Annotated in this window: 24 protein-coding genes; 15 read left to right on the top strand and 9 right to left on the bottom strand. The window is 74.8% G+C overall.

The window, feature by feature from the left end:
- Positions 1-13: 13 nt before the first annotated feature.
- The gene (locus tag LPA42_RS08125) at positions 14-739 is read right to left on the bottom strand and encodes an MIP/aquaporin family protein (RefSeq protein WP_077936470.1); all 726 of its coding nucleotides are present in this window, start codon (positions 737-739) and stop codon (positions 14-16) included.
- A 238-nt stretch (positions 740-977) separates the two neighbouring features.
- Between LPA42_RS08125 and LPA42_RS08120 the strand changes: the two genes are divergently transcribed.
- Positions 978-1,256 carry an iron-sulfur cluster biosynthesis family protein gene (locus LPA42_RS08120; RefSeq protein WP_077936471.1) on the top strand — a complete coding sequence of 93 codons (279 nt, stop codon included), beginning with the start codon at positions 978-980 and terminating at the stop codon, positions 1,254-1,256.
- Here LPA42_RS08120 and LPA42_RS08115 read toward each other — a convergent pair.
- Positions 1,243-2,316, bottom strand: a complete 1,074-nt coding sequence (locus tag LPA42_RS08115) for a beta family protein (protein ID WP_198956471.1) — start codon at positions 2,314-2,316, stop codon at positions 1,243-1,245. The two genes, LPA42_RS08120 and LPA42_RS08115, sit on opposite strands and share 14 nt — an antisense overlap.
- Positions 2,317-2,403: 87 nt before the next feature.
- On the opposite strand from LPA42_RS08115, the gene LPA42_RS08110 reads away from it, so the two are divergent.
- The 3 genes from LPA42_RS08110 to LPA42_RS08100 all read left to right on the top strand — a co-directional run bounded on the left by LPA42_RS08110 (position 2,404) and on the right by LPA42_RS08100 (position 5,952).
- Positions 2,404-3,297: a sulfotransferase domain-containing protein gene (locus LPA42_RS08110; RefSeq protein ID WP_077936472.1), complete on the top strand. Its 894-nt coding sequence runs from the start codon at positions 2,404-2,406 to the stop codon at positions 3,295-3,297.
- Positions 3,298-3,599: 302 nt separating this feature from the next.
- Positions 3,600-3,992 (top strand): cupin domain-containing protein, encoded by a 393-nt coding sequence (locus tag LPA42_RS08105; protein ID WP_077936473.1) that lies wholly within the window; start codon positions 3,600-3,602, stop codon positions 3,990-3,992.
- A 175-nt stretch (positions 3,993-4,167) separates the two neighbouring features.
- Positions 4,168-5,952, top strand: coding sequence for a glycoside hydrolase family 15 protein (locus LPA42_RS08100; protein ID WP_077936474.1), 1,785 nt, complete (start codon positions 4,168-4,170; stop codon positions 5,950-5,952).
- 25 nt (positions 5,953-5,977) lie between these two features.
- On the opposite strand, the gene LPA42_RS08095 is transcribed toward LPA42_RS08100, so the two are convergent.
- On the bottom strand, positions 5,978-7,168 hold the full coding sequence (locus LPA42_RS08095; RefSeq protein WP_077936484.1) for a threonine synthase: 1,191 nt from the start codon (positions 7,166-7,168) through the stop codon (positions 5,978-5,980).
- Between the two features lie 161 nt (positions 7,169-7,329).
- Between LPA42_RS08095 and LPA42_RS08090 the strand changes: the two genes are divergently transcribed.
- Positions 7,330-8,115, top strand: coding sequence for an aldo/keto reductase (locus LPA42_RS08090; protein ID WP_077936475.1), 786 nt, complete (start codon positions 7,330-7,332; stop codon positions 8,113-8,115).
- 76 nt (positions 8,116-8,191) lie between these two features.
- Here the strand turns inward: LPA42_RS08090 and LPA42_RS08085 are convergent, their stop codons facing one another.
- Positions 8,192-9,310 (bottom strand): cellulose binding domain-containing protein, encoded by a 1,119-nt coding sequence (locus tag LPA42_RS08085; protein ID WP_077936476.1) that lies wholly within the window; start codon positions 9,308-9,310, stop codon positions 8,192-8,194.
- A 130-nt stretch (positions 9,311-9,440) separates the two neighbouring features.
- Positions 9,441-10,262 carry an IclR family transcriptional regulator gene (locus LPA42_RS08080; RefSeq protein WP_228986453.1) on the bottom strand — a complete coding sequence of 274 codons (822 nt, stop codon included), beginning with the start codon at positions 10,260-10,262 and terminating at the stop codon, positions 9,441-9,443.
- Positions 10,263-10,491: 229 nt separating this feature from the next.
- On the opposite strand from LPA42_RS08080, the gene LPA42_RS08075 reads away from it, so the two are divergent.
- Together LPA42_RS08075 and ctaD are read left to right on the top strand one after the other, a co-directional pair.
- Positions 10,492-11,598, top strand: coding sequence for an FAD-dependent monooxygenase (locus LPA42_RS08075; RefSeq protein ID WP_077936478.1), 1,107 nt, complete (start codon positions 10,492-10,494; stop codon positions 11,596-11,598).
- 203 nt (positions 11,599-11,801) lie between these two features.
- The gene (gene ctaD, locus LPA42_RS08070; RefSeq protein ID WP_077936479.1) at positions 11,802-13,559 is read left to right on the top strand and encodes a cytochrome c oxidase subunit I; all 1,758 of its coding nucleotides are present in this window, start codon (positions 11,802-11,804) and stop codon (positions 13,557-13,559) included.
- A gap of 282 nt (positions 13,560-13,841) precedes the next feature.
- Here ctaD and LPA42_RS08065 read toward each other — a convergent pair whose 3' ends face one another.
- The 4 genes from LPA42_RS08065 to LPA42_RS08050 form a co-directional block, all read right to left on the bottom strand.
- Positions 13,842-15,155, bottom strand: a complete 1,314-nt coding sequence (locus LPA42_RS08065; protein ID WP_228986469.1) for an MFS transporter — start codon at positions 15,153-15,155, stop codon at positions 13,842-13,844.
- 72 nt (positions 15,156-15,227) lie between these two features.
- On the bottom strand, positions 15,228-15,809 hold the full coding sequence (locus LPA42_RS08060; RefSeq protein ID WP_077936486.1) for an isochorismatase family protein: 582 nt from the start codon (positions 15,807-15,809) through the stop codon (positions 15,228-15,230).
- 44 nt (positions 15,810-15,853) lie between these two features.
- The gene (locus LPA42_RS08055) at positions 15,854-17,140 is read right to left on the bottom strand and encodes a nicotinate phosphoribosyltransferase (protein ID WP_043962169.1); all 1,287 of its coding nucleotides are present in this window, start codon (positions 17,138-17,140) and stop codon (positions 15,854-15,856) included.
- A 16-nt stretch (positions 17,141-17,156) separates the two neighbouring features.
- Entirely contained in the window at positions 17,157-19,913 is a 2,757-nt protein-coding gene (locus LPA42_RS08050; protein ID WP_077936487.1) for a LuxR C-terminal-related transcriptional regulator, read from the bottom strand.
- A gap of 198 nt (positions 19,914-20,111) precedes the next feature.
- Between LPA42_RS08050 and LPA42_RS08045 the strand changes: the two genes are divergently transcribed.
- The 8 genes from LPA42_RS08045 to LPA42_RS08010 all read left to right on the top strand — a co-directional run bounded on the left by LPA42_RS08045 (position 20,112) and on the right by LPA42_RS08010 (position 26,810).
- Complete coding sequence (locus tag LPA42_RS08045) at positions 20,112-21,671, top strand: hypothetical protein (RefSeq protein WP_077936498.1); 1,560 nt, start codon at positions 20,112-20,114, stop codon at positions 21,669-21,671.
- A 127-nt stretch (positions 21,672-21,798) separates the two neighbouring features.
- On the top strand, positions 21,799-22,089 hold the full coding sequence (gene clpS, locus LPA42_RS08040; protein WP_043962170.1) for an ATP-dependent Clp protease adapter ClpS: 291 nt from the start codon (positions 21,799-21,801) through the stop codon (positions 22,087-22,089).
- Between the two features lie 2 nt (positions 22,090-22,091).
- Positions 22,092-22,586, top strand: a complete 495-nt coding sequence (locus LPA42_RS08035) for a DUF2017 domain-containing protein (protein ID WP_198956472.1) — start codon at positions 22,092-22,094, stop codon at positions 22,584-22,586.
- A gap of 54 nt (positions 22,587-22,640) precedes the next feature.
- Positions 22,641-23,129, top strand: coding sequence for a Mov34/MPN/PAD-1 family protein (locus LPA42_RS08030; protein WP_074473645.1), 489 nt, complete (start codon positions 22,641-22,643; stop codon positions 23,127-23,129).
- A 76-nt stretch (positions 23,130-23,205) separates the two neighbouring features.
- A complete protein-coding gene (locus tag LPA42_RS08025; RefSeq protein ID WP_077936488.1) occupies positions 23,206-23,574 on the top strand; it encodes a MoaD family protein in 369 nt (122 codons plus the stop codon).
- Positions 23,575-23,585: 11 nt separating this feature from the next.
- Complete coding sequence (locus tag LPA42_RS08020; RefSeq protein WP_043962174.1) at positions 23,586-24,551, top strand: PLP-dependent cysteine synthase family protein; 966 nt, start codon at positions 23,586-23,588, stop codon at positions 24,549-24,551.
- A gap of 265 nt (positions 24,552-24,816) precedes the next feature.
- Positions 24,817-25,563, top strand: coding sequence for an MBL fold metallo-hydrolase (locus tag LPA42_RS08015; protein WP_077936489.1), 747 nt, complete (start codon positions 24,817-24,819; stop codon positions 25,561-25,563).
- Between the two features lie 98 nt (positions 25,564-25,661).
- Positions 25,662-26,810: a glycosyltransferase family 1 protein gene (locus tag LPA42_RS08010; RefSeq protein WP_077936490.1), complete on the top strand. Its 1,149-nt coding sequence runs from the start codon at positions 25,662-25,664 to the stop codon at positions 26,808-26,810.
- Positions 26,811-26,985: the final 175 nt, after the last annotated feature.

The raw sequence follows: 26,985 nt of genomic DNA, 5'->3' as shown, positions 1-26,985 counted from the left end.
CCCGTCGGCCGGGTCAGGCGGTCCTCGGTGCGGGGCCGGTGGGCTCCTCCGGGTCGGCGCGGTAGTGCGGGTTGCGCCGCACCACGAGCGGCGCCGCGAGGGCGGCCAGCGCGCCGCCGAGCAGCGGGAAGACGACGAACACCCAGAGCTGCCGCAGGGCCGTGCCACCCTCGAACACCGCCGGGCCGAACGACCGGGCCGGGTTGACCGAGGCGCCGTCGAGGGTCAGGCCGACGGCGATGCAGGCCGCGAGGGCCAGCCCGATCGCCAGCCCCGCGAACCCGGCATGCTCGGCCCGACTGGTCACCACCAGCACGACGAGGACGAACAGGAAGCTCAGCACCGTCTCCAGCACCGCCGTGCCGCCCAGGTTGATGTGCGCGCCGTAGCCGTTGGTGCCGAGCGCGCCGGTCTGGTCCACCACGCCGCCCCACCGGGTCAGCCCCCAGATGATCAGGCCGGACACCGTGGCACCGGCGAACTGCGTGATCCAGTACGCCACCGCGCCGACCGGGGAGATCTTTCCCGACAGCAGCACCCCCAGGGTCACCGCCGGGTTGACGTGGCAGCCCGAGAGCGGGCCGATGGTGTAGACCAGCGCCAGCACGATGAAGCCGAAGGTCAGGGCGACCACCACCACGCCGCCCTGGACCTGGGCGAAGACCGCGCTGCCCACGCCGAAGAAGACCAGCAACAGGGTGCCGACGAACTCGGCCGCGTACCGCCTCGCGTCGTCCATGGCTTCAGCGTAGGGAGCATCCGGGCAGCTCGGAGCCGGTTCCGCCGCAAGGGGTGATTGAACTCGTTCCATTTGACGGATGCGGCCGCAGCGGGCACGGTGGGTGCAGGGGCGCGCTCCGAGCAGCCCCGTTCCGCCCGGTGACGGCACTGCCGTCACCCGAGCTCCCCCGTGTGATCGTCCGCGGGCTGAGCCCGGTCTGCACCGACCGCGACCGAGAATCCACGAGGAGTGCCCCATGCTGACCATGACCGACAACGCCGTGCTGGTGATCCGCGACCTGACCGCTCAGGAGGACGTCGCCGAGGGCGGCGGCCTGCGCATCGCCGCCGACACCGACGCGGGCTCGCTCACCATCGAACTGGTGCCCGAGCCCGTCCAGGGCGACCAGGTGGTCGACCACCAGGGCGCCCGGATCTTCCTCGACTCCGACGCCGCCGACCTGCTCACCGACACCTCGGTCGACGCCACCGTCGACGACGAGGGGGTCGTGCAGTTCGGCTTCACCGAGAAATAGCCGGCCCCTCGCCGCGCCGGCCCGCCGCGCGCGCGGGTCGTACGGTGGGGCGGCGTTCGCCGCCGTCCCGGAGCTGGTGCAGCACGTGGGCTAGGTGGTGCGAGGTGCTCCAGGCCGCCCAGTTCGTCGTCGAGCCGGCCCCGGCCACCCGCCGGGCCCGACGCAGGATCTCGTGGTCACCCCACGAGAAGGCCGCCCCGGCCGCCGGCCAGTGCGCCGCCGACACCAGCGTCCGGCACAGGTCGGCCACCCGCTCGTCGCCCCGGCCGCCCCGCCGCGACCAGCGGTAGAGCCACCACTCCCGGTCGGTGGTGTAGCGGACGGTCGGCAGCCGGTCGGACAGCGGCTCGCCGCCGGGCACCGCGCAGCCGACCGCGTAGTCGCCGTACCGGACGCCGAGGTCGGCCAGCCGACGCCAGAGCAGCCAGTCCCAGCGTTCCAGGCGGACCGGCTCGTCGGTGGGAAACCCGGACCCGGTCGGCGGCAGCCCACCGGCCGCCACCGTCACCGACCGCCAGGCGTGCCGCCGTGCCCAGTCCACCAGCCGCCGGACGCGCGGCTCGGCCAGCCGGACGTCCGCCGGGCAGCAGACGTCCCCGGAGTCGACGAGGAGTTCGCACTGCTCGGGCACGAGCCGGGTGAGCCGCCAGATCCGTTCCACCGAGGCCGTCGCGGCGTCCGGACCGTGCCGGTCGCTGCGGGCCCGCAGCCGCACCACCAACCGCCCGGCGTACGCCCGGGCCGCCACGCCGTGCGCGGCCAGCCGCGCGTCGCTGTCCGCGAGCCCGGCCACCGGCACCAGCGGTACGTTCCACCGGGCCAGCTCGGCGTCGGGCCCGTCGGGCAGGGCGGTGACGTCGACCGCCGGCAGCAGCCCGGCCGGGAGCCGGGTGAACGCCTCCGCGAGGGCGCGGTCCAGGATGGACACGTCGAGGACCGGGGCGATCAGGGCGGCCGTGGCGCTGTCGAGGTGGCGGAGCGCCTCCAGTTCGCCGCGGTGGCAGGCGAGGATGGGATGGTAGACCGGTTCCGCCGCCCGGCTCCCGTGGGCGGGCACCATACTTCAATGTAGCGACACATCGGCGCTCGTCACAGGGTCAACGGCAAATGCCGGGCGTCCGGCCAGGGGCGATCGTACGATCCCCGGATGCCCGACCAGCCCTTTCGTTACCGATCGTCCGAAGAAGACAGCGCCCGCTGGGCCGGATTCCCGTTCCGCGACGGCGACATCGTCATCAGCACTCGGTCCAAGAGCGGCACCACCTGGATGCAGATGATCTGCGCCCTGCTGGTGTTCGGCACGCCCGACCTGCCGGCCCCGCTGTCGCAGCTCTCGCCCTGGCTGGACTGGCTGGCCGAACCCCGCGACGAGGTGTACGCCCGGCTCGCCGCCCAGCGGCACCGCCGGTTCGTCAAGACCCACACCCCGCTCGACGGGGTGCCCCTGGACGACCGGGCGCACTACGTGGTGGTGGCCCGGCACCCGCTGGACATGGCGGTCTCGCTCTGGCACCAGAGCGGCAACCTCGACCGGGCGCGGCTGGCGGAGCTGACCGGCCGGCCCGCCCCGGCGGGGCCGTCCGCCCCGCGTACCCCGTTGGTGGAGTCGTTGCGACGGTGGGTGGACCGCGAGGTCGACCCGCGCGCGGAGCTGGACTCGCTCCAGGGGGTGTTGTGGCACCTGGGCGACGCCTGGGGCCGTCGCGACCGGCCCAACGTGACCCTCGTGCACTACGACGACCTGGTGGCCGACCTGGCGGGGCAGATGCGCGCCCTGGCCGGGCGGCTCGGCGTCGAGGTGGCGCAGCCGCGCTGGCCGGAGCTGGTCGAGGCGGCCACCTTCGACCGGATGCGCGAGCGGGCGGACCTGCTGGTCCCGGATCCGGCGGGGGTGCTGAAGGACCGGAACGCCTTCTTCCGGCGCGGCCGTTCGGGGCAGGGCCGGGAACTGCTGGACGCGGCGACGCTGGCCCGCTACCGGGCGCGGACCGCCACTCTCGCCCCACCGGACCTGCTGGCCTGGCTGCACCGCGACCGCTGAAGCGCGCCGGGTGGCCGCGCGGGCGGCCCGAGTCCGTGATCGGCGGGCGCTCGGTGGCCGGCTCCGGACAGGAGCGCACGGCGCCGCCGCGACCCGGGGGTCGTAACGTCGCCGCGCTCCGGCCGTCTCCCACCACCGCAGCCGTACGGCGGTACGCCGGCGGGGACCTGGCTCGACCGAACGGGTGCGTCGGTCGAGACGTCGATGCCCGGTCCGGGCGGGTCCAAACCTCGGATCAGTGGGAAATTCCACCATCCGTCGTTCCCGGCGTGACGCGGGGCGGGACGGGGTATGTGCGGACCATGGAGCATTTCACGATCGCGACCGTCGCCGAGAAGAGCCCGGACTTCCGGCGGGTGCTGTGGACCGGCGACCACACCCAACTGGTGATCATGACGATCCCGCCGGGCGGCGAGATCGGCGAGGAGGTCCACGAGGGCATCGACCAGATCCTCACCTTCGTCAGCGGCACCGGCGAGGCCCGGGTCGCCGGGGAGAAGAAGGAGGTCGCTCAGGGCGACCTCGTGGTGGTGCCGGCCGGCACGAAGCACAACTTCGTCAACACCGGCCCCAACCCGCTGGTGCTCTACACCGTCTACGGGCCGCCCGAGCACGCCGACCAGGCCGTCCACCACACCAAGGAGGAGGCCGACGCGGCGGAGGCGGCCGGCGAGGACGAGCCGCCCACCTCCTGAGCCGACGGCCGGAGCCGGCCCGCCCGCCCGCGCGCCGGGCCGGCCCCGCCGCCGGTCCGCGCCGTGCTGCCTGACCGGTGCGCCGCCCGGGTCGCGGGTCCCGCTGCCTGATCGGTGCGCCGCCGGGTTGCGGGTCCCGCTGCCTGATCCGGGCCGGCGCGGGTACCCCGGCCGGGTGGAACAGCCGCCCATCTCCGACTACGCGTTCCTGTCCGACTGCCGCTCCGGCGCACTGGTGGGCCGGGACGGCTCGGTCGACTGGTGGTGCCCGGACCGGTTCGACGGGTCCGCCGTCCTCGCCCGGGTGCTGGACCCGGCGGCCGGGCACTGGCGGCTCGCCCCGCTCGCACCGTCGCGCGTCGAGCGGGCGTACCGGCCGGACACGCTGGTGCTGCGCACCGTCCACCACACCCCCTCCGGCAGCGTCGCGGTCACCGACGCGCTTGCCGCCGAGGCCGGCGCGCGCGGCCACGAGCTGGGCATGAACTCCCCGGCCGTGCTGCTGCGGGTCGTCGAGGGGCTCACCGGCCGGGTCCGGATGGGCCTGGACCTCGCGCCCCGGCCGGAGCACGGTCTGCTCACGCCGTACCTGCACGAGCAGGCCGACGGCAGCGTGCTGGCCGCCGCCGGCCCGGCGGTGCTGGTGCTGGCCGGGACCGGGCCCGCCCTGCGCGCGGACCGCGACCGGGTCCGGCAGGAGTTCGCGGTCGCGGCCGGTGAGACCGTCGGCTTCACCCTCGCGTACGCCCCGGCGTACGGCGACCCGCCGGTGCGCCTCGACCCGGTCGCCGCGCTCACCGACACGACCCGGGCGTGGCAGGCGTTCCGCGAGTCCCACCACTACGAGGGCGAGTACGTCCCGCAGGTGCGGCACAGCGCGGTGGTGCTCACCGGCCTCACGTACGCCCGCAGCGGCGCGGTCGCCGCGGCCCTGACCACGTCGCTGCCGGAACGCCTCGGCGGCGACCGCAACTACGACTACCGGTTCTCCTGGCTGCGCGACTTCGCGGCGACGATGCGCGCCCTGTGGGTGGCGGCCTGCCCGGAGGAGGCGTCGCGCCTGTTCGCCTGGGCGGCCCGCTCGATCGGCCGCATCGGCGACGCGCCGGTGCCCGTGCTGTTCGGGCTGGAGGGGGAGCGGGACCTCTCCGAGCACGACTGCCTCCACCTGCGGGGATACGCCGACAGCCGGCCCGTCCGCCTCGGCAACGACGCCTGGCGGCAGCGGCAGCTCGACGTGCCGGGCGAGGTCATCTCGGCGGTCTGGCGGCTGCACGAGCAGCTCGGCGACACGCTCGCCGACGAGCTGGCGGAGATGGTGGTCGGCCTCGCCGACCAGGTGGCCGCGACGTGGCGGCTGCCGGACCGGGGGATGTGGGAGACCCGGGACGCCGACCGGCACTACCTGTCGTCCAAGGTGCTCTGCTGGGTGGCGCTGAACCGGGCGGTGGCGCTGGCCCCGCAGCTCGGCGGGCGGGCCGACCCGCGCCGCTGGGCGGCGACCCGCGACGAGATCCGCGCGACCGTGCTCCGGGAGGGCTGGAACGAGCGGGTCGGCGCGTACACGGGGGCCTTCGGCTCGCCGGAGCTGGACGCCTCGGCGCTGCTGCTGCCCCTGGTGCGCTTCGCCGACGCGACCGATCCCCGGATGCGCGCCACCATCGAGGCGGTCGAGCGCGAGCTGGGCGCCGGCAACGGCCTGGTGCGGCGCTGGTCCACCGACCCCGCCGGCTTCCTGCTGTGCTCGTTCTGGCTGGTGGAGTGCCTGGTGCTGACCGGCGAACGGGACCGGGCCCGGCGGCTGTTCGAGCAGCTCCTCGGGCACGCCAACGACGTGGGGCTGCTGCCCGAGCAGATCGACCCGGGCACCGGCGCCCACCTGGGCAACACGCCGCAGGCGCTGTCGCACATCGGGCTGGTCAACGCCGCGTGGCGACTGACCGACCCGACCACGAGCTGACCCGGCCCGCCCTGCGGGTCGGCCGTCAGGCCACGACCGGGGCCGCCGAGACGTCCACCGTCTCCGGATACTTCAGCCCGGCGCCGGTGTTGAGCACCACCACCCGCTCGCCGGCCCGGATCCAGCCGCCCTCGCGCAGGTGCCGGGCGGCGGTCAGGCAGGCCGCACCCTCCGGGCAGAGCAGCAGCCCCTCGTCCGCGCCGAAGTGCCGCAGGTCGGCCAGGAGTTCCGCGTCGTCCACCGCGATCGCGGTTCCGGCGCTGGCCCGCAGCGCGGCCAGGATCAGCTCGTCGCCGAGGGGCGCCGGCACGGTGATCCCGTACGCGACGGTGCGCGCGTCGGCCCACGGCCGCGCCCGGTCCTCCCCGGCGGCGAAGGCGCGCACGATCGGCGCGCAGCCGGTCGACTGCACGGCGACCAGCCGGGGCGGCCGGTCGGTGATCCAGCCCAGCCCGTGCAGCTCCTGCATCGCCTTGTGGATGCCGATCAGCCCCACCCCGCCGCCCGTCGGGTAGACGATCACGTCGGGCACCTGCCAGCCGAGCTGCTCGACGATCTCGTACCCCATGGTCTTCTTGCCCTCCAGCCGGTAGGGCTCGCGCAGCGTGCCGGCGTCGAAGACCGCGCCGCCGGCCGACGCCACGAGCGCGGCCACGTGCCGGCCGGCGTCGCTGATCAGCCCGTCGACCAGGCGCAGGTCACCCCCGGCGGCCAGCACCTCCCGCCGGCAGATGGCCGGCGCGTCCAGCGGCATCACGATGGTCGACGCGAGGCCGGCGCGGGCCGCGTACGTCGCCCAGGCCGCGCCCGCGTTGCCGTTGGTCGGCATGGCGATCCGCCGTACGCCCAGCTCCCGGGCCCGGCTCACGCCGACCGCGGCGCCCCGCGCCTTGAACGACCCCGTCGGGGTGAGCCCCTCGTCCTTGACGATCAGGTCGGGAATGCCGATCCGGGCCCCGTACGCCGGGGCGCGCAGCAGCGGCGTCCAGCCCTCGCCCAGCGTGGTGACGTGCCGGGGGTCGGCCACGGGCAGCAGCTCCCGGTAGCGCCACAGGTCGGCCGGGCGCAGCGCGAACCGCTCCGGGGTGACCGCGGCGGCCACGGCCGCGAGGTCGTAGCGGGCCAGCAGGGGCGACCCGCAGGCGCACAGGTTCTGCGGCTCCGTGGCCGGGTACGCCCGCCCGCAGCGCGGGCACTCCAGGTGCGTCAGGTACACGGTGCGCTCTCCCGCTGTCGGCTCGCGGCGCGAGCGGTAGTCCTCCAGGCGGTCGGCCACCCCCGCATTCTCCGCCGAACCGGGCGGTCGCGCAGCCGGTGCGCCGCGCCGCGCGGGCCGCGGCGGGCATGGGCGGCGCGATCAGGGGTAGGACAGCGGCCATGGACACCCTCGACCAGCCCACCGTTCTGCTTTCCGGCGACGTGCGGATGCCGCTGCTCGGCTTCGGCACCTGGCAGGCCACCGGCGAGGCCGGGCACGCGGCGGTGCTCGCGGCCCTCGACGCCGGCTACCGGCACGTCGACACCGCCACCATGTACGGCAACGAGGCGGAGGTGGGCCGGGCGGTCCGCGACAGCGGCCTGCGCCGGGAGGACGTCTTCGTCACCACGAAGCTGCCGCCCGACCGGGTGGGTCGGGAGCGCGAGACGATCGAGGCCAGCCTGCGCGCCCTGGGCCTCGACCACGTCGACCTCTGGCTGATCCACTGGCCGCCGTCGGCGGCGTCGGACAGCATCCCGGTGTGGCGGGAACTGCTCGCCGCGCGGGACGAGGGCCTGACCCGCGCCGTCGGGGTGAGCAACTACGGCACCGCGCAGCTCGACGAGCTGATCCAGGCCACCGGGGAGGTCCCGGCGGTCAACCAGATCCGCTGGGGTCCCGCGCTGTACGACCGGCGGCGGCACGCCGAGCACCGGGACCGGGGCGTGGTGCTGGAGGGGTACAGCCCGTTCAAGACCACCGACCTGTCCGACCCGGTGCTGACCCGGATCGCCGCCGCGCACGACGTGTCGCCGGCCCAGGTGGTGCTGCGCTGGCACGTCGACCACGGGATCGTGGTGATCCCGAAGTCGGTCACCCCGGAGCGGATCCGCACCAACGCCGACATCTGGGGCTTCTCGCTGACCGCCGAGGAGATGCGCGACATCGACGCCCTCGGCGGCTGACGTCCACCGGGGGTGGGGGCGGCACACGGCGCGGGGGCGGCCCGAGACCGGGCCGCCCCCGTCGTGCGGTGGCTGGTCAGGAGCGGGTGCAGGTCATGCCGTTGAGGGTGAAGCTGCTCGGCGACGAGTACGCGCCGCTCAGCGTGCCCTGGTAGCCGAAGGTGGCCGTGCCGCCCGGGGCGAGCGTGCCGTTGTGGCTGATGTTGCGGGCCGTCACGGCCGAGCCGCTCTGGGACACGGTGGCGTTCCACGAGCCGGTGATCTGCTGCCCGCCCGGCAGGTTGTAGTTGAGCGTCCAGCCGTTGAGCGTCGCCGTGCCCGTGTTGGTGATCTGCACGTCGGCGGTGAAGCCGTTGTTCCACGAGTTGGCCGTGTACTTCACCGCGCAGGCGCCGGTGCCCGGGGGAGGCGTCGGGTTGGTGGTGGGCGGGGTGCCGCCGGTGTTGACGCTCTGCGAGAAGTTCGTCACGGCCAGTCCGGCGCCGCCCTGCCAGGGCTCGAAGCCGGCCTGGATGCTGGTCAGATACCAGGAGTTGGTGATCGCGCCGCGGTTGCGGGTGTCGTTGATGAAGTGCAGCACGTCGAAGCTCAGGCTGGGGATCGCCGACGACGCGACGTAGGAGATCACGTTGTTGCCGCCGTTGTTGCCGCGCCAGACCTCCCAGTTGCGGCCGGCGATGTTGGCGTTGCCCACCGGGGAGCCGATCGGCTGGATCGGGCCCTGCCGGTTGAGCCAGATCATGATCTCCATCTGGTTCACCCCGTCCCGCTTGGGGCTCGGGTCCAGCCAGATGTCGTACGAGGCGTTGTAGATGGCCCCGCTGACGTAGCGGTAGTTGATGCTGCCGGGGGCGCTGCTGATCTGGCTGACCTGCACCGGCAGGTTGGTCCCCGGCGAGCAGTTCGTGTAGTGGCAGCCGACGAAGATCGACGGGTACGCGGTCGGCGCGCCGTTGGTCGGGCTGCTGCCGTTGAGGGTGGTGATCTCGAAGCCCGTGCTGGTGGCGTTGATGCACTGCTGGGCGGTGGTGCCCCAGCGGTTGTTCTGCACGACGTACTTGCCGCCGATGACCGTCGAGCCGAACTGCTCGCAGATCTGGGTGTCGGCGGAGGCGGTGCCGCCGACGGCGACGGCGACGATCGAGGCGGCCGCGAGGAGGCCGGCGGCCGCGAGTGCGCGGAGTGGACGCTTCATGATGCTCCTTGCTGCGACGGCGAAAGGCTCGGGACAGGTCGGGACGGGACGGGTCGGTGTGCGGTGCGGGAGCGCTCCCACGCTCCGCCGACACATTTACATGTTTGAAACCGTTGCGCAAATGAAACGGTTAAGCTAGCGGAGGATCGCCGTTCGGCCCGTCGAACGGCGGCCACGAATCCCCGGCCAGCAGGGGTCGCCCCGCGCCCACCCGCGCGGCCGCCTCGACCAGCGCGGCGGCCATCCGCGCCCGGGTCTGCGGCCCCAGCCGCGCGACCGGCGCGCAGAGCGCGATCGCCTCCGTCGCCGGCTGCCGCAGCGGCACCGCCACCGCGACGGCCGCCAGCCCCGGGTCGCACTCCTGCGCCTCCGCCGCCCAGCCCCGCTCGCGCACCGCCGCCAGCTCGGCGCGCAGCCACGCCGGCCCCGTCGCCGTGCTCGCCGTCCGGGCCGGCAGCGGCCAGCTCAGCAGCCGGTCCACCGCGTCGTCCGGCCGCTGCGCGAGCAGCGCCCGGCCCGCCGCCGTGGCGTGCGCCGGCAGCCGGCAGCCGATCGGGTGGTACGCGCGCAGCGCGTGCGGCGACTCCCGCCGGGCCAGCAGCACCACCGACCCGCCGTCGAGCCGGAACAGCTGCGCGGTCTCGCCGAACCGGGCCGTCAGCCGGTCGAGCACGCCGCCCAGCAGGCCCGTCGCGCCGTCGCGCCCCAGGTACGCCGCGCCGACCTCCAGGGCCCGCAGGCCGAGCGCGAACCGGCCGCCGCCGTCGTCGGTCTCCACCCAGCCCCGCGACAGCAGGGTGCGCAGGAGCGCGTGCAGGCTGCTCTTGGGGATGCCGAGCGTCCGGCTCAGCTCGCTCAGCGGGCGCGGGCCGCCGGCCGCCGCCAGCGCCTCCAGCACGTCCAGCGTGCGACCGGCCGACTTCACCGCCCGGTGCGCGTCGTCCGCCGTCACCCTCGACACTTTAGTGGTCGTCGATGGATCGGCGCACCGACGGAACAGCGTTCACCTCGCGGAACAACTTTTTCGCCCAGCCGGCCGGTCCGTGGGCCGTCCCCCGGCAATCGACGCAACCCGTCGAGGGTCGACCCGCCCGAGACGAACGGCCCTGGCGTGCGTCGATCGCACCGAGTAGTGTCTTGCCTCCAACGCGTGCCGCTACCCCCCGGAGGCGTACACCACGATGGGTGGCTCCCCCCTGCGCATCCTCGTCGTCGGTGCGGGCATCGCCGGTCTGGCCGTGGCCCGGGCACTGCGGAGGGTGGGCCTCCGGCCCGACGTCACCGAGCGCCTGCCGGCCTCGGCCCTCGTCGACACCGGTCTCTACCTGCCCGGCAACGCGGCCCGCGCCCTGCGCGGGCTCGACCTCGACGGCCCCGTGCGTCCCCTCGGGCAGGTCATCCGCCGGCAGTGCTTCCTCGACGCCGCCGGCGACCCGCTCTGCGAGGTCGACCTGGGCTCGCTCTGGGCGGACGTCGGCGAATGCCGCGCCCTGCCCTGGTCGGAGCTGCACCGGGTGCTGCTCACCGGGGCCGGCGGCGAGGTCCGCCACGGCGTCGAGGTGCGGGAGGTCGAGCCGCTGCCGGCCGCCGTCGGTATCACCTTCGCCGACGGCACCACCGCCGAGTACGACCTGGTGATCGGCGCCGACGGCCCCCGCTCGGCCGTGCGCGCCCTCGCCGCGCTCGGCGGGCCGCCCCGCCCGGCCGGGCACGTCGTCTACCGCGGCGTCGTCCGGGGCGGCCCGCGCGTCGACGAGTGGACCGCCCTGCTCGGCCAACAGGCCGGCTTCCTCGTCGTGCCGCTCGGGGCCGGCCGGCTCTACTGCTACGCCGACGAGGTGGGCACCGCCGCCCCCGCCGACCCCATCACGCGGCTGACCGAGCTGTTCGGCGCGTACGCCGGCCCGGTGCCCGAGGTGCTCGACGCCCTGGAGCAGGTGCACGTCGGCATCACCGAGGAGGTCGAGCTGGGCCGGTGGTCCCGGGGGCGGGTGCTGCTCGTCGGCGACGCCGCGCACGCCACCGCGCCCACCCTGTCGCAGGGCACCGCCATGGCCCTGGAGGACGCCGTCGTGCTGGCCGAGTCGCTGACCACCACCGACACGGTCGAGGAGGCGCTGGTCGCGTACGAGAGCCGCCGTCGGCCGCGTACCCAGTGGGTGCGGGACCGGACCCGGGACCGCAACCGCACCCGCGACGTGCCGCCGGCCCTGCGCGACCCGTTCCTGCGCCGGCGCGGGGCGGAGATCTTCGGCGCGCACTACGGGTTGCTGGTCAAGCCGGTGTGAGCGGGGCCGTGGGTCGCCCCGGCGCGCGGGGGCGGTCGGTCGCGCCTCGGTCGCGCCGGCGCGAGCGCGCGCGAACGGGGCGTGATCGTAGCCGGCCACCCCACGCGGCACCCCCACCTGCCGGGGACTATCCTCCTTGCGGATGACGGCTCGCAGATAACCAGGGCGTGCCGAGCGGGACAACCCAGAACCGGAGGCCACTCGTGACCACCGTCGCACCCAAGCCGGTCGTGACCCGGCCCTGGCCGGTCCGAGAGCCGGTCAAGGGGTCGGCAATCGCGCGGCTGCTGCGCACCACGGACGCGAAGCAGATCGGGATCATGTACATGGTCACCGCGTTCGCGTTCTTCATGATCGGCGGCCTGATGGCGCTGATCATGCGGGCCGAGCTGGCCCGCCCGGGGCTGCAGTTCCTGTCGCCGGAGCAGTACAACCAGCTGTTCACGATGCACGGCACGATCATGCTGCTGTTCTTCGCGACGCCGATCGTGTTCGCCTTCGCGAACTACGTGGTGCCGCTGCAGATCGGCGCCCCGGACGTGTCGTTCCCGCGGCTGAACTCCTTCGCGTACTGGCTCTACCTGTTCGGCGGCACGATGGCGACCGCCGGCTTCCTCACCCCGGGTGGCGCGGCCGACTTCGGCTGGACCGCGTACACCCCGCTGAGCACGGCCGAGCACTCGCCGGGCGTCGGCGCGAACATGTGGGTCGTCGGCCTGGCCATCTCCGGTCTGGGCACCATCCTCGGCGCGGTCAACCTGATCACCACGATCCTGACCCTGCGCGCCCCCGGCATGACGATGTTCCGGATGCCGATCTTCACCTGGAACATGCTGGTCACCAGCCTGCTGGCGATCCTGATCTTCCCGCTGCTGGCCGCCGCGCTCTTCGCGCTCGCCGCCGACCGGCTGCTCGGCGCGCACGTCTACGACCCGGCCACCGGCGGCCCGATGCTGTGGCAGCACCTCTTCTGGTTCTTCGGCCACCCCGAGGTGTACATCATCGCGCTGCCGTTCTTCGGCATCATCACCGAGGTCATCCCGGTCTTCTCCCGCAAGCCGATCTTCGGCTACAAGGGGCTGGTCGCCGCGACCATCGCCATCGCCGCCCTGTCGATGAGCGTCTGGGCGCACCACATGTTCTCCACCGGCCAGGTGCTGCTGCCGTTCTTCAGCTTCCTGAGCTACCTGATCGCCGTGCCGACCGGCATGAAGTTCTTCAACTGGATCGGCACCATGTGGCGGGGCCAGATCACCTTCGAGACGCCGATGCTCTTCGCCATCGGCTTCCTGGTGACCTTCCTCTTCGGCGGCCTCACCGGCGTGATCCTGGCCAGCCCGCCGCTGGACTTCCACGTGCACGACTCGTACTTCGTGGTGGCGCACTTCCACTACGTGCTCTTCGGCACGATCGTGTTCGCAGTCTTCGCCGGCATCTACTTCTGGTTCCCGAAGATGTTCGGCCGGATGCTCGACGAGCGCCTGGGTAAGATCCACTTCTGGCTGACCATGATCGGCTTCCACACCACGTTCCTGGTGCAGCACTGGCTGGGCAACGAGGGCATGCCCCGGCGGTACGTCGACTACGCGCCCCAGGACGGCTTCACCACGCTCAACATGATCTCCACGATCGGGGCGTTCATCACCGGCATCTCGACCCTGCCGTTCATCTGGAACTGCTGGAAGTCGTACAAGACCGGCCCGGTGGTCGAGGTCGACGACCCGTGGGGCCACGGCAACTCGCTGGAGTGGGCGACCACCTCGCCGCCCCCGCTGCGCAACTTCGACCGGATGCCCCGGATCCGCTCCGAGCGCCCCGCGTTCGACGCGAAGTTCCCCGAGCTGGCCGCCGGCCAGAGCCTCGCCGGCCCGCCGGAGGGCGGCTCCAAGCCGCTGACCAGCGAATCCGACAACGGGGCCAGCTACCAGGAGGACAAGGCGGGCAACCTCGACCAGCGCTGACCCGCCCGGTCAACCCGTACGACGGGCGCTACCCCGAACGGGCTGCCCCACCGCGCTGCCCCACGCCCTGCCCCGCCGAGTGCCCTGCGGGCTGCGCGCCACCACCCGCCACCCGCCTCCCACCACCCGCCTCCCGACGAGGGGCGAGCACCGGGCGCCCCCACTCCGGTGATCAAGAGGAAAGCGTCAGAGTTGATCACCGGGACGACTGAGCGGCGCGCGACGGGTGGGGGTCGCTTGCCATGTCGGCGACATGGCGGGGTTGGAGGGGGTGGGATACCGCTATGTCGCCGACATGGCGGGGCGATCAGGAGCCGGTGACGCGGGGACCGGTTCGGCCGGAAGCGGCGGGATCGGGTCCGACGCGGGAGCCGGGGCGGCCACCGTCGGAGTGGTCACGGCCGGAGTAGCCACGGTCGGAGTGGCCATCGTCCGGGTGGTGCGGCGGCGTAGTTCGGCGGGGAGCACGGCGGCGGCGACCAGCAGCCCGATCGCGCCGGTGACCACGAAGCCCCACGGCGGGGCGGAAGCGTCGATGACCGCGCCGGCCAGCGGCGCACCGAGGGCGATGCCGACCGTCACCGCCGAACCGTGCAGGCCCATCGCCTCGCCCCGCACGTCGGCGGGGACGAGCCGGCTGACCGTGTCGGCCGTCGCGGCGAGCGTCGGCGCGCAGAGCATCCCGGCCGGGACGAGGGCGAGGCAGAGCAGCCACCAGTGCGCCCCGCCGAGCCCGACGGGGATGGTGCACAGGCTGAGCACCGCGACCAGGGCCAGGGGCGAGACCGGGCGGCTGACCGCGCCGTACGCGAAGCCGCCGACCAGCGACGCGACCGCCCACGCGGCGAGCACCACCCCGGTCCAGCCGACCTCGCCGCCGGCACGCAGCACGGCGACCACCGCGACGTCGGTGCCCCCGAGCACCAGGGTCGTGGCGAGGCTCACGGCGAGGACGGCGACCAGCCTGCCGGTCAGCCACTCCCGGCGGGGCACCCGTCGCCGCTGCGTGGCGGGCTCGTCGGCGGCGCGGGTGGGCGGGTCGAGCAGCCAGAGGGTGACGCCGGCGGCGACGATGCCCGCGCCGACCGCGTAGAGGGTGACCCGGGCGGACACGGCGGTGGACATCGCCACGGCGAGGGCCGGGCCGACCATGAACGACAGCTCCACCGACATCGAGTCCAGCGCGTACGCCGGGCGGCGGTGCTCGGGCGGCGCGAGCGCGGCGATGGACTGCCGGATCACCGAGAAGATCGGCAGGGCGAGCAGGCCGGCGACGAACGCGGCCGGCAGCAGCACCGGGTACGGCAGCGTCGGCGCGGTGGACCAGAAGATCGCCTCGGCGACGGTGGTCAGCACGAGCACCGGCCGCAGGCCGCGCCGGTCGACGAGCCGGCCGAGCAGCGGGCCGCCGAGCGCCGCGCCGACGGTCATCGCCGCACCGACCAGGCCGGCCGCGCCGTAGCCCCGGCCGAGGTCGAGCACCACGTGGAAGGTGATGGTCACTCCGGTCGCGGTGAGCGGGACGCGGGCGAGCACGGACACCAGCAGCAGCGACCGGAGGCCGGGCAGGGCGAGCGCCTGCCGGTAGGGCGACATGTTCACGACGGTGGGACACCTCCGCCCGACATCCTCGACCGGGGGTGTGACACCCGCCAGCGGTTTACCCGCTCAGGTGGCCGTGATCACCGGCGTGCCGGTCATCGCCACCCCGGCGCCGTCCATCGCCCGGAGGGCGACGTCCAGGGTCGCGGGCGCCACGGCGGCGGTGAGGTCGAGCAGCACGGTGGTGGCGAACCCCTCCCGGGCGGCGTCCAGGGCGGTGGCCCGGACGCAGTGGTCGGTGGCGACGCCGACCACGTCGACCCGGTCGACCCCGCGGGCGCGCAGCCAGTCGGCGAGGCGCTCGCCGTCTGCGGCGTGCCCCTCGAAGCCGGAGTATGCCGCCGCGTGCTCGCCCTTGTGGAAGATCGCCTCGATCCGGTCGGTGGCCAGCTCGGGGTGGAACTCCGAGCCGGGCGTGCCGACGACGCAGTGCGCGGGCCAGGAGTCGACGTAGTCGGGCGGGTTGCCGAAGTGCGCGCCCGGGTCCACGTGGTAGTCCTTCGTCGCCACCACGTGGTCCCAGCGGTCGGGCTCGGTGGCCAGCAGCCGGGAGATCCCCGCCGCGACGCCGGCGCCGCCGGCCACCGCGAGGAAGCCGCCCTCGCAGAAGTCGTTCTGCACGTCGACGATGATCAGCGCGTTCGCCATGCCAGGGGTGCTCCTTCGCGGTAGGTCGGTGGCGGGCGGGGCGGTCAGCCGGCGGGGACGACGGTCACCGGGACCGCCGGGTCGCCGGCGGAGAGCTTGAGGCCCTCCCAGGGGATCGAGATGAGGCACTGCCGCAGGTGTTCCCGCGACTCGTCCAGCGTGGGCGGCTCGACCGGCTCGCCGCCGGCCACGTACGTCCGCTGCAGGAGCCGGTCGTGCGGCTGCCGGTCGGGCACGCCCTGCGGCACGATGACCTCCTCGGTCGCCGTGCCGGTGGGCTTGTGCCGGCGTACCGCGACCTTCCGGCCGCCGATGGTGGCCTTGTGCTCGGAGCGCTTGACCACCGGCCGCCCGGCCACCTCGACCAGCTTGTAGACCAGCCCGGCGGTGGGCGCGCCGGAGCCGGTGACGACGGCCGTGCCCGCCCCGTACATGTCGACGGGCTCGGCGGCGAGCGCGGCGATGGCGTACTCGTCGAGGTCGCCGGAGACGATGATCTTCGTCTCGGTGGCGCCGAGCGAGTCGAGCAGCTCGCGGGACTGCTGGGCGATCACCGCGAGGTCGCCGGAGTCGATCCGGACGGCCCGCAGCTCGGGCCCGGCCACGGCGATGGCGTTGCGGATGCCCTGGCTGATGTCGTACGTGTCGACCAGCAGCGTGGTGTCCTTGCCCAGCGTGGCGACCTGCGAGGCGAACGCGGCCCGCTCGTCGTCGTGCAGCAGGGTGAACGCGTGCGCGGCGGTGCCGGCGGTCGGGATGCCGTAGCGCTGGCCGGCGGCCAGGTTGGAGGTGAACCGGAACCCGGCGAGGTACGCGGCCCGCGCCGCGGCGACGGCCGCCTCCTCGTGGGCCCGCCGGGAGCCCATCTCGATCAGCGCGCGGCCCCGCGCGGCGGTGACCATCCGGGCGGCGGCCGCGGCGACCGCGCAGTCGTAGTTGAGCACCGACAGCACCAGCGTCTCCAGCACGACGCACTCGGCGAAGCCGCCGGAGACGGTGAGGATCGGCGAGCCGGGGAAGAACAGCTCGCCCTCGGCGTATCCGTCGATGTCGCCGGTGAAGCGGTAACGGGCCAGCCAGTCGGCGCCGGTGTCGTCGACGACGCCGGTGCGGCGCAGGAAGTCGACCTCGTCGGCGGAGAAGCGGAAGTCGCGGATCATGTCGATCAGCCGGGCGGTGCCTGCCACCACCCCGTAGCGGCGGCCGGTGGGCAGCCGACGGCTGAAGACCTCGAAGACGCACGGGCGGTCGGCGGTGCCGTCGGCCAGGGCGGCGCTGACCATGGTCAGCTCGTAGTGGTCGGTCAGCAGCGCGGGGCGAAAGGTGCTCACCTGCCCAGCCTAGAGTTCACCTCCCCGGCTCGCCCTCCTGGCCCGGGAAGGGCCGCCCACCGGCGGGGCCGGGGAGGGGCCGGCCGCCGGCGGAGCCCGGGGAGAGCCGCCCGCTGGCGGAGCCGGGCAGCCAGCGCAGGGCGGCACGCAGCTCGGCCCGGCCGGTCACGCCGAGCTTGTGGTAGATCCGGTGCAGGTGGTTGTCGACCGTGCGGCTGGACAGGAAGAGCCGCTCCCCGATGGCGCGGCTGGTGACCCCCTCGGCGGCGAGCCGGGCGACCTCCCACTCCCGGTCGGTCAGGGCGGGTTCCCCGAGCCGCAGCGCGGGGGTGTCGACCTGGTCACACAGCCCGAGCAGCTCGCCGAGGCGCTCGTGCGCGGCGAGCGCCGCGCCGGAGCGGCCCGCGCGCAGCCGGTGCACCGCGGTCGCGGCCGCCTCGGCGGCCCAGACCCGCAGGTCCAGCGCGGCGAGGCCGTCGGCGACCGCGAGCAGGTCGTCGGCCGGGCCGGCGACGGCGGCCCGGGCGTACCGGGCCAGCAGCGGCGGCAGCGGGCCGTCGACCCGTTCGCTGAGCTCGGCGAGCCGCTGGGCGACCGTCCGCCGGCCGCCGTCGGTGCAGGTCGGTCCCACGGGCGTGGCGGCGGCGTCCAGCCGCACCAGGTCGTGCAGGACGAGCAGCTCGTGGCCGGTGAGCCCGTCGTCGCGGAGCCGGTCGGCGAGGGCGGCGAGGTGCTTGGTCGCGCCGGCCGGGTCGCCGCACACGGCGAGCACCGCGCCCCGGGCCTGCTCCAGCCAGGGGTAGAGCACCGCCATCCCGGGGGCGTGGGTGCGGTCCGCCTCGGCCATCGCCTCGGCGGCGTGCGCGGCGTCGCCCCGCAGCGCCGCCGCCTGCGCCCGCTCGGCGTGTGCCAGGCCCGCGTACACCCGGCTGGTGGCGAGCACCGCGCACGCCTCCAGGGCCGTCTTCAGCGCCGTGCCGCTGCTGCCGCGCAGCCGTGCCGCGTACGCCCGGAGGATGGCCAGGTAGCCGGTGCCGAGCCGGAAGTCACCCGCCCCGGCCAGGTCGGCGAACTCGTCGGCCACGATGGCGTCGATGCCGGCCAGGTCGCCGGCGAGCGCGAGCCGGGTGCCCCGGGCCAGCTCCAGCGCGAGCTGGAGGTAGGGCATGTCGCCGCGCCAGCGGGCAGCCTCGGCCTGCACCTGCTCGATGGCCGCGCCGCTGCGGGCGAACTGCCCCTGCGCGGCCTGGAGGTGGGCGAGGGTGCAGCGGGCCAGCTCGCGGGCGGCCACGCCGGCGGCCGGGCGGTCCAGCACCGCCTGGGCCAGCCGCACCGCCCGCGCCGTGTCCAGCCGGTGCAGCCGCATGATCGCCTCGAAGGCGTGCACCCGGGCCCGGTCGGTGGCGTCGGTCAGCTCCGCCCCGCGCGCCGCGATCTCGTCGACGGTGGACTCCCGGCTGAGCCCCCAGTAGCTGACCATCCCGCGGACGGTCAGCCACCGCACGCACCTCGCCTGCTCCGTCGCGTCCGGCGCAACGGAGTCGAGCATCGCGATCGCCTCCTCCGGCCGGTCGGCGAACATCAGGAGGGTGGCCAGCAGCTCCGCGGCGTCGAAGCCGCCGTCGGCGTCCAGCGCCGCCCGGGCCAGCCGGGTCGCCAGGGGTACGTCGTACCGGGCGAACGCCTGCGCGGCCGCGCCGAGCAGCAGCGCCGGGTCCTGTGCGGTGCCGGAGTCGAGCCGCCAGACCGCCACCCGCAGCAGATCGTCGCGGCGGCGGGCCCCCACCGCCTCCAGCAGCGCGGCCAGGCGGGCCTGCAGACGGCGGGTGCGGCTGACCGGGCAGCGGCGGCGCATCATCTCCCCGTAGAGCGGGTGCGCCAGCCGCACGTCGATCCGGCGGTCGTTGTGCTCCACCGCGATCAGCCCGCGTTCCTCGGCGGTCTCCACGTCGGCCGGCTCCACCGCCTGGTCGAGCAGGTGCAGACCGAGCGGCTCGCCGAAGGCGACCAGCTCCAGCACCGCCCGAACCCCCGGCGTGAGCCGCCCGATGCGGGTGTCGATGAGGTCGGTGAGGCTGGGGGCCAGCGCCGGCCGCCCGGTCCACCGCCAGACGCCGTACGTGCGGGTCAGCTCGTCGGCCGGCGCGGCCATGACCAGCTCGCGCAGCAGCAGCGGGTTGCCGCCGGAGAGCCGCCACAGCCGGTCGGCGGAGCCCGCGTCGACGGGGCCGCCGAGGATGGCGGCGAGCAGCCCGACGGTGTCGGAGCGCCCCAGCGGGGCCAGCTCCACGTGGTCGACCAGGCCGTCGGTCCACAGTGCCCGGATGGGCAGCGGCAGTTGCTCGCCGTCGCGCAGCGTCCCGATCACCGTGGTGTTCTCGGCGCGCGCGACCAGGTGCACCAGCGCGGCCGAGGGCGGGTCGAGCAGGTGCGCGTCGTCGACGGCCAGGACGATGCGCCGCCCGGCGGCCTGCTGTTGCAGCTGGCCGACCGCCCAGCGCAGCACGCCGGCGGGGGAGAGCCCCTGCGGCGGCTCGGCGGGAAGCACCTGGACCATGCCGCCGAAGGGCAGGGCGGCGGTGGTGGCGCTGGCCGAGACCGACCAGACGGCGTGCCCGTCGGCGGGGACGGCGGCGAGCGCCTCGCGCAGCAGCCGGCTCTTGCCGACCCCGGCGGAGCCGCTGAGGAAGAGCCCGCGTTCGGCCGCGCCGGTCGCCGCGACCAGCAGGTGGTCGAGCTCGGCGCGGCGGCCGACGAAGTCCCACCGACTCATCCGGGCAGCATATCGACCGTCATCCGTCCGTGCGGGCACCGTCACGCGGAGAAGTTGAGTAACCTGTCGATTACCGGTGAGTATCCGACGGGTGCGAACAAGCTGTCCGGAAAGCGTAGCCTTTCTGCATCCGGGTGCCACCGCCGGATGATCCACGCGGCCGGGTCCCCCGCGGCCGCCCGCACCGGGAGGCCGCTGATGAAGCCGGGCCCTCTCCCCGGGGTCGACGTGCCCGACGAGCCGGGCGGTCCCGCCGCCCCGCCCCGTCGCGCCCCGCTGCCCACCCGGCTCGGGGTCACCGAGCCGCCGGCGGGCGAGCCCATCGCCGTGGTCGCCGCCGGCCCGGCCGGTGCCGCGCGCCGGGACGTGCTCGCCGCCCTGCTGGGGCTCGCCCCGGAGCGGCTCGCCGTGCCGCCCGGGAGCTGGCTGCTGGTCGACCACGCCCGGGTGCCGACGCGGGCCGCGTACGTGCCGGGCTACCGGCAGCCGCACGCGTACGCGCCGGACGGCTCGGCGGCGGGCCCGGCGCTGGCCCGACCGCCGCGCCGGGTCGAGCTGACCGTCGCCGAGCCGCTGCTGCGGCGCTTCGCCGTGGTCGACACGCCCGACACCGGGACCCTCGGCCTCGCCGGCGGGCGGCTGCTGCTCGACGCGGTCGGCCGGGCCGGGGCGTTGCTCTTCGTGATCGCCGCCGACCAGGCGTTCACCGCCGCCGAGCGGCACCTGTTGGCCGAGGTCGCCGGCTCGTCGGCAGAGGTCTTCGTCGTCGTCACCCCGGGGCTGTCGGGCTGGGCCGCGCCGCCCGCGCCAGCTGACTCGCCCGCGCCGGCTGACTCGCCCGAGTCGACCGGGCCGCCGTCCGAGCTGGCCGGGGCGGTGGATCCGGCCGGGGCGGTGGTCGCCGCGCACCGCGCCGCGCTGCTCGCCGCCGTGCCCGGGCTGGCCCGCGCGCGGTGGTACCCGGCCCGCCCGGACGACACCGAGGCGCTGCGCCGGGCAATCGTGGGGTGGGCCGCCGACGAGGGGCTGCGCCGGGGCAGCGCCCAGCCGCCGGAGCCGCCCGGCGCGCACGACCGGGTGCCGGTGCTGCCCGGCGCGGAGGCGACCGACTGGGCCGGGCAGCTCGAGCGGCAGGCCCGGTCCTGCGCCCAGCGGATCCGGCAGGACGTCGCCCTGGAGTTGGCCGACATGCACCTGCGGGTGGTGCAGGAGATCGTCTTCGGGGTCGGATGCGCAGGGCTGCCGCAACTGCTCGACCGGGAGCTGGAGGCGCTCTCCCTGCTCGCCACCGCCCTGTGCGACCAGGCCGTGCGGGGCATCTGCGACGATGCCGCCGAGCGGGTCCTCGGCGGCCCGGTCTCCGACGGCGTACGGCGGCGGATCGTCGAGGCCGTGCGGTTCGGGCTCGACGACCATCCGGCGGGCCGGGGCCTCGACCGGGTGCTGCTGGTCACCAGCACCGCCGGGGTGGCGGAGCTGGCCGGCCCCGGCGCGGCCGACGCGCTGCGCGGCTACCCGGGCGCGGAGCGCGCCGAGGTGCTCCCGCCGGTCGCCGTGGCGCTCTCCGGCCCGTGCTGGCAGCGCTGGCGCGGCCCCGGCAACGACGACCCGGGCGGTGCCCGGGCCTGGGCGCAGCGGGCGCTGCGCGAGGTCGAGCTGGAGCTGACCCGGGAGGTGTCCCGGCGGTTCGAGGCGGTCCGCCTCTCGCTCGGCACGGTGCTGGCCGATGCCCTCGACCACGGCATCCTGCTCGCCTGACGGCGGGCCCGCCGCGCGGCGGCGGTGCCCGGCCGGGCCGGCCCGGTGTGCCGGCGCGGCGGCGGATCCGGGCCCGTCCGGCGTTCCGGTTCATCGCTTCCCCGCGACCGGTGGCACGATGGGGGGCATGGCGGCTCCGCAGGTTGCGCCGGTCGAGACCCCGGACACCGAAGAGGTGCCGGTCTCCGACCGGCCATGGGTGACGATCGTGTGGGACGACCCGGTCAACCTGATGTCGTACGTGACCTGGGTCTTCCAGAAGCTGTTCGGCTACAGCCGGGAGAGGGCCGAGAAGCTCATGCTGGACGTGCACCACAAGGGGCGGGCGGTGGTCTCCAGCGGGGCCCGGGAGCGGATGGAGCACGACGCGGCGCAGCTGCACGCGTACGGGCTGTGGGCCACGGTGGAGAGGTCGTGAGCATGTTCCGTCGCCGGGGCGAGCGGTATGTCGCCACGCTGGCCGTGGACGAGGTCCGGGTGCTGCGCAAGGTGGCCTCCGAGGTGGTGGGGCTGCTCACCGAGGGCTTCGACCACACCGACCCGGTGGTCGGCCGGCTCTTCCCCGAGGTCTACCCGGACGACTCGGCGGGCACGGCCGAGTTCCGCAAGTACACCGAGGGCGATCTGAAGACCGGCAAGATCGACCAGGCCGGGGCGATCCTCGCCGCGCTGCCCGACTCCGCCGGTGGCGAGGTGCAGCTCGACGCCGAGGCGGCCGAGGCGTGGCTGCGGGCCCTCAACGACGCCCGCCTCGCGATGGGCGTCCGGCTGGAGATCAAGGACGGCACGGACCTGGGCGCGGAGCTGGACGAGGCGGTGGCCGCCGACCCGTCGTCGAGCCGGGTGTTCCAGCTTTCGGTCTACGCCTATCTCGGCTATCTCCAGGAATCCCTGCTCAACGCCATGATCGACTGACCGTGACCCGCGCCACCTCGCTGCGGGCGTCGGCGAGGGGCTACGCTGGGCGGCGTGCTGAGCATCGACCGGTCGATCATCGACGCGATCGTCGCCCACGCGCGTCGGGACCACCCGGACGAGGCGTGCGGCGTGGTCGCCGGCCCCGCCGGCAGTGACACCCCGACCCGGCACATCCCCATGGAGAACGCCGCCCGCTCCATGACGTTCTACGAGTTCGACTCGATGGAGCACCTGCGGGTGTGGCGGGAGATGGACGACCGTGACGAGGAGCCGGTGGTGATCTACCACTCGCACACCGCCACGGAGGCCTACCCCTCCCGCACCGACGTCTCCTTCGCCGGCGAGCCGGGGGCGCACTACCTGCTCGTCTCCACCCGCGAGCCCGACACCGAGGAGATCCGCTCCTTCCGGATCGTCGACGGCGTGGTGACCGAGGAGCCGGTGGAGATCGTGGACGCCGCCGTGGACCCGCACGCCGTCCAGTCCTACATGTTCGGGCAGAGCCCGGCGACGGTCGACTACGAGTGTTCCGACCGCTGACCCAGCGGCCCCGCGACATTCCCTCTCTTCCCGTCACCGTGCAGACCGCACACCCGAACAAGGAGTACGAGACACCATGGCCATCGAGGTTCGCATCCCCACCATCCTGCGCACGTACACCGGCGGCGCGAAGGTCGTCGAGGGCGCCGGCGACACCCTGGGCGACCTGCTGACCGACCTGGACTCCCGGCACGGCGGCCTGCGGGCCCGCCTGGTCACCGACGCCGGCGTGCTGCACCGGTTCGTCAACGTCTACGTCAACGACGAGGACGTCCGCTTCCTCGGCGCGCTCGACGCCAAGCTCAACGACGGCGACAGCGTCACCATCCTGCCGGCCGTGGCCGGCGGCGCGTTCGGCTTCGCGGCGGCGGCGGCGATCGCCTCGCACAGCGCCGCGGCGGCGGTCGTTCCGCCTTCGGTGACCCCGCGCGCCGTCGTCCGCTGAGGCGGCCGGCGATGGCGCGCTACGACAGCCTGCTGGACGCCTGCGGCGGCACGCCCCTGGTGGGGCTGCCGCGGCTGTCGCCGGTGGTGCCCGAGGGGGCACCGCCGGTGCGGCTGTGGGCGAAGCTGGAGGACCGGAACCCGACCGGCAGCATCAAGGACCGGGCGGCCCTGTTCATGGTCCGCCGGGCGGAGTCCGACGGCAGACTGCGCCCCGGCGACACGATCCTGGAGCCGACCAGCGGCAACACCGGCATCTCCCTGGCCATGGTGGCCAAGCTGCGAGGCTACCGGCTGGTCTGCGTCATGCCGGAGAACGTCTCGACCGAGCGCGTCCAGCTGCTCCGGATGTACGGCGCGGAGATCATCTTCTCGCCGGCCGCCGGCGGCTCGAACCAGGCCGTCGCCACCGCCAAGCAGATCTCCGCCGAGCACCCCGACTGGGTGATGCTCTACCAGTACGGCAACGAGGCGAACGCCCGGGCGCACTTCGAGACCACCGGCCCCGAGCTGCTCCAGGACCTGCCCACGATCACCCACTTCGTGGCGGGGCTGGGCACCACCGGCACGCTCATGGGCACCGGCCGCTACCTGCGGGAGAAGGTCGACGGCATCCAGATCGTCGCCGCCGAGCCGCGCTACGGCGAGCTGGTCTACGGGCTGCGCAACATCGACGAGGGCTACGTCCCGGAGCTCTACGACGCCACGGTGCTGACCCGGCGGTTCTCCGTCGGCACCCGGGACGCCGTGCTGCGCACACGGCAGCTCGTCGAGGTGGAGGGGATCTTCGCGGGCTTCTCCACCGGGGCGATCCTGCACGCCGCCCTCGCGGTGGCGCACGAGGCGGTCCGCGACGGCCGCCGCGCCGACGTCGCGTTCGTGGTCTGCGACGGCGGCTGGAAATACCTGAGCACCGGCGCGTACGGCGGCACCCTCGCCGACGCCGAGGAGGCCCTGGAAGGGCAGCTCTGGGCGTGACGACGGGCCAGTCGACGGGCCCTGCGGGCCGCTGACGGGCGGGTCGACGCTGACGGGCCGTGACCGGGTGACCGGCGCGGCCCGTTCGTCGTCACTGACCCGGAGACGGGCCGGGGGTGTCACGTTCGTGACAACTTCCAGCAGATGATTCTTGCGCCGGGGTGCGTCAGCGTAGGCTGCGCAGCGTGTCGTACGCGTCGGTAAAGATCATCGACGGAGCGGCGGCCGACGTGACGACTACGGTATGTGACAGCGGGACGACTCCATGAGACTGACCGTCCTGGGCTGTGCCGGGAGCTTTCCCGGACCAGACTCCCCGTGCTCGGCCTACCTGGTCGAGGCCGAGGGTTTCCGGCTGCTGGTCGACTTCGGCTCCGGCGCGCTCTCCACCCTCCAGCGCTACGCCGGGCTGCACGCCCCGGACGCCATCATCCTCACCCACCTGCACTGCGACCACATGCTCGACGCCGCCTCGTACGTGGTGGTGCGGCGGTACGCTCCGGACGGCCCGTACCCGGCCCTGCCCGTCTACGCCCCCTCCGGCGCACCGGACCGGCTCGCCCTGGCCTACGGCCAGGAGGACAGCACCGTCGAGGACGTCTACCAGTTCTACGGCCTCCAGCCCGGCACCTTCCCGATCGGCCCGTTCACCGTCACCGTCGACCGGATGAACCACCCGATCGAGACGTACGGCGTGCGGCTGGAACACGACGGCCGGGTGCTCTGCTACTCCTCCGACACCGCGCCCTGCGAGGCGCTGCTGCGGCTGGCCCAGGACGCCGACCTCTTCCTCTGCGAGGCCAGCTACCTCGACGGGGTGGAGAACCCGCCGGACCTGCACCTGACCGGTCGGGAGGCCGGCGAGGCGGCCACCAAGGCCGGCGTGGGGCGGCTGCTGCTGACCCACCTGGTCGCCGCGTGGGGCAGCGAGGCGCTCACCGTCGAGGCGGCCGGCACGGCGTACGACGGGCCGCTGGAAGTGGTCCGCGCCGGCGCCTGCTACGACGTCTGACCCGCCGGGCGGCACCGCCGCCGGGTTGTGCCGTACTGTTCGCCGGGCCGTCAGCGGCCCGTCGCCTGGCGCATCCGTGCCGCCCGCACGGTGAGGCCATGCGGATCGCCCTCGTGACCGAGTCGTTTCCCCCGGACGTCAACGGCGTGGCGCACTCCGTCGTGCGCAGCGCCGAGCACCTGCTGCACCGGGGGCACCAGCCGCTGGTCATCGCGCCCGCCCCGCCGGCCGCGCGCCGGGCGGCGGCCGACCGCCAGCCGTACCCCGTGGTGCGCATCCCGAGCGTGCCGCTGCCCCGCTACCGGGGGTTCCGGGTCGGGGTGCCCGGCGGGCGGCTCGCGGAGGCGCTGCTGGCCCATCGGCCGGACGTGGTGCACCTCGCCAGCCCGTTCGTGCTGGGGGCCCGCGCCGCCACCCTGGCCGCCCGGCACGGGCTGCCCACCGTCGCCGTCTACCAGACAGACGTCGCCGCGTACGCCCGCGCGTACCGGGTCGGCTGGGGTGAGGCGGCGGCCTGGCGTCGGCTCCGGGAGATCCACAACGCGGCCGGGCGGACCCTCGCCCCGTCCACCCGGGCCGCCGCCGACCTCATCGCCAACGGCGTCGAGCGGATCTGGCTGTGGCGGCGCGGCGTCGACGCGGAGCGCTTCCGGCCGGACCACCGCTGCCCGGCGCTGCGCCGGTCGCTCGCCCCGGACGGCCGGGTCCTCGTCGGGTACGTCGGCCGGCTGGCCCCGGAGAAGCGGGTCGACCTGCTCGCGGCCACCGCGCGGCTGCCCGGCGTACGGGTGGTGGTGGCCGGCGACGGCCCGGCCCGCCGGCACCTCGAACGGGCCCTGCCCGGGGTGACCTTCCTCGGCGTGCAGCAGGGCGCGGCGCTGGCCCGCCTCTACGCCAGCCTCGACGTGTTCGTGCACACCGGGCCGCACGAGACCTTCGGCCAGACGATCCAGGAGGCGGCGGCCAGCGGGGTGCCGGTCGTCGCACCCGCCAGCGGTGGCCCGGTGGACCTCGTCCAGCCCGGCGTCACCGGCCTGCTGGTGTCGCCCGGCGACCCGGTGGCGCTGGCCGACGCCGTCGCGGAGCTGGCCGCGGACCCCGCCCGCCGGGCCGCGTACGGGGCCGCCGCGCGGGCCCTCGTCGCGCGGCGGAGCTGGTCGGCCGTCGGCGACGAGCTGATCGGCCACTACCGGGCGGTGCGGTCCGCCGGGGAGCCGGCCGACGTCCTGCCGGCCGCCTGGATGTAAGGAGGGGCCCCCTGTTAACGCATTCTGTTGTACAGGGGTCCCTTCCTAACCGCTGGGCCGGCGGGTGCGCCGATCGCGCTGGGCCGGCGGGTGCGCCGATCCGGCGTGCGCCGACGCGAGCGCGCAGGGCGGGACCCGCGGCGGCCCCGTCCGCCGCACCGCATAGGGTGCAGGG

Source organism: Micromonospora sp. DH13 (genome assembly GCF_020873825.1).
Lineage (GTDB): Bacteria > Actinomycetota > Actinomycetes > Mycobacteriales > Micromonosporaceae > Micromonospora > Micromonospora haikouensis.
Note: the sequence above shows the minus strand (reverse complement) of the source record. Positions and strands in the feature narration are given on the sequence as shown.

Excerpts from the sequence above, each read along its gene's own strand:
- LPA42_RS08125 (WP_077936470.1), bottom strand. The coding sequence starts at position 739 with ATGGACGACGCGAGGCGGTACGCGGCCGAGTTCGTCGGCACCCTGTTG.
- LPA42_RS08020 (WP_043962174.1), top strand. The coding sequence starts at position 23,586 with ATGGCGCGCTACGACAGCCTGCTGGACGCCTGCGGCGGCACGCCCCTG.
- LPA42_RS08090 (WP_077936475.1), top strand. The coding sequence starts at position 7,330 with ATGGACACCCTCGACCAGCCCACCGTTCTGCTTTCCGGCGACGTGCGG.
- LPA42_RS08060 (WP_077936486.1), bottom strand. The coding sequence starts at position 15,809 with ATGGCGAACGCGCTGATCATCGTCGACGTGCAGAACGACTTCTGCGAG.
- LPA42_RS08075 (WP_077936478.1), top strand. The coding sequence starts at position 10,492 with ATGGGTGGCTCCCCCCTGCGCATCCTCGTCGTCGGTGCGGGCATCGCC.
- LPA42_RS08010 (WP_077936490.1), top strand. The coding sequence starts at position 25,662 with ATGCGGATCGCCCTCGTGACCGAGTCGTTTCCCCCGGACGTCAACGGC.
- LPA42_RS08115 (WP_198956471.1), bottom strand. The coding sequence starts at position 2,316 with ATGGTGCCCGCCCACGGGAGCCGGGCGGCGGAACCGGTCTACCATCCC.
- LPA42_RS08065 (WP_228986469.1), bottom strand. The coding sequence starts at position 15,155 with ATGTCGCCCTACCGGCAGGCGCTCGCCCTGCCCGGCCTCCGGTCGCTG.
- LPA42_RS08085 (WP_077936476.1), bottom strand. The coding sequence starts at position 9,310 with ATGAAGCGTCCACTCCGCGCACTCGCGGCCGCCGGCCTCCTCGCGGCC.
- LPA42_RS08105 (WP_077936473.1), top strand. The coding sequence starts at position 3,600 with ATGGAGCATTTCACGATCGCGACCGTCGCCGAGAAGAGCCCGGACTTC.
- LPA42_RS08110 (WP_077936472.1), top strand. The coding sequence starts at position 2,404 with ATGCCCGACCAGCCCTTTCGTTACCGATCGTCCGAAGAAGACAGCGCC.
- clpS (WP_043962170.1), top strand. The coding sequence starts at position 21,799 with ATGGCGGCTCCGCAGGTTGCGCCGGTCGAGACCCCGGACACCGAAGAG.
- LPA42_RS08120 (WP_077936471.1), top strand. The coding sequence starts at position 978 with ATGCTGACCATGACCGACAACGCCGTGCTGGTGATCCGCGACCTGACC.
- LPA42_RS08025 (WP_077936488.1), top strand. The coding sequence starts at position 23,206 with ATGGCCATCGAGGTTCGCATCCCCACCATCCTGCGCACGTACACCGGC.
- LPA42_RS08015 (WP_077936489.1), top strand. The coding sequence starts at position 24,817 with ATGAGACTGACCGTCCTGGGCTGTGCCGGGAGCTTTCCCGGACCAGAC.
- LPA42_RS08035 (WP_198956472.1), top strand. The coding sequence starts at position 22,092 with ATGTTCCGTCGCCGGGGCGAGCGGTATGTCGCCACGCTGGCCGTGGAC.
- LPA42_RS08050 (WP_077936487.1), bottom strand. The coding sequence starts at position 19,913 with ATGAGTCGGTGGGACTTCGTCGGCCGCCGCGCCGAGCTCGACCACCTG.
- LPA42_RS08045 (WP_077936498.1), top strand. The coding sequence starts at position 20,112 with ATGAAGCCGGGCCCTCTCCCCGGGGTCGACGTGCCCGACGAGCCGGGC.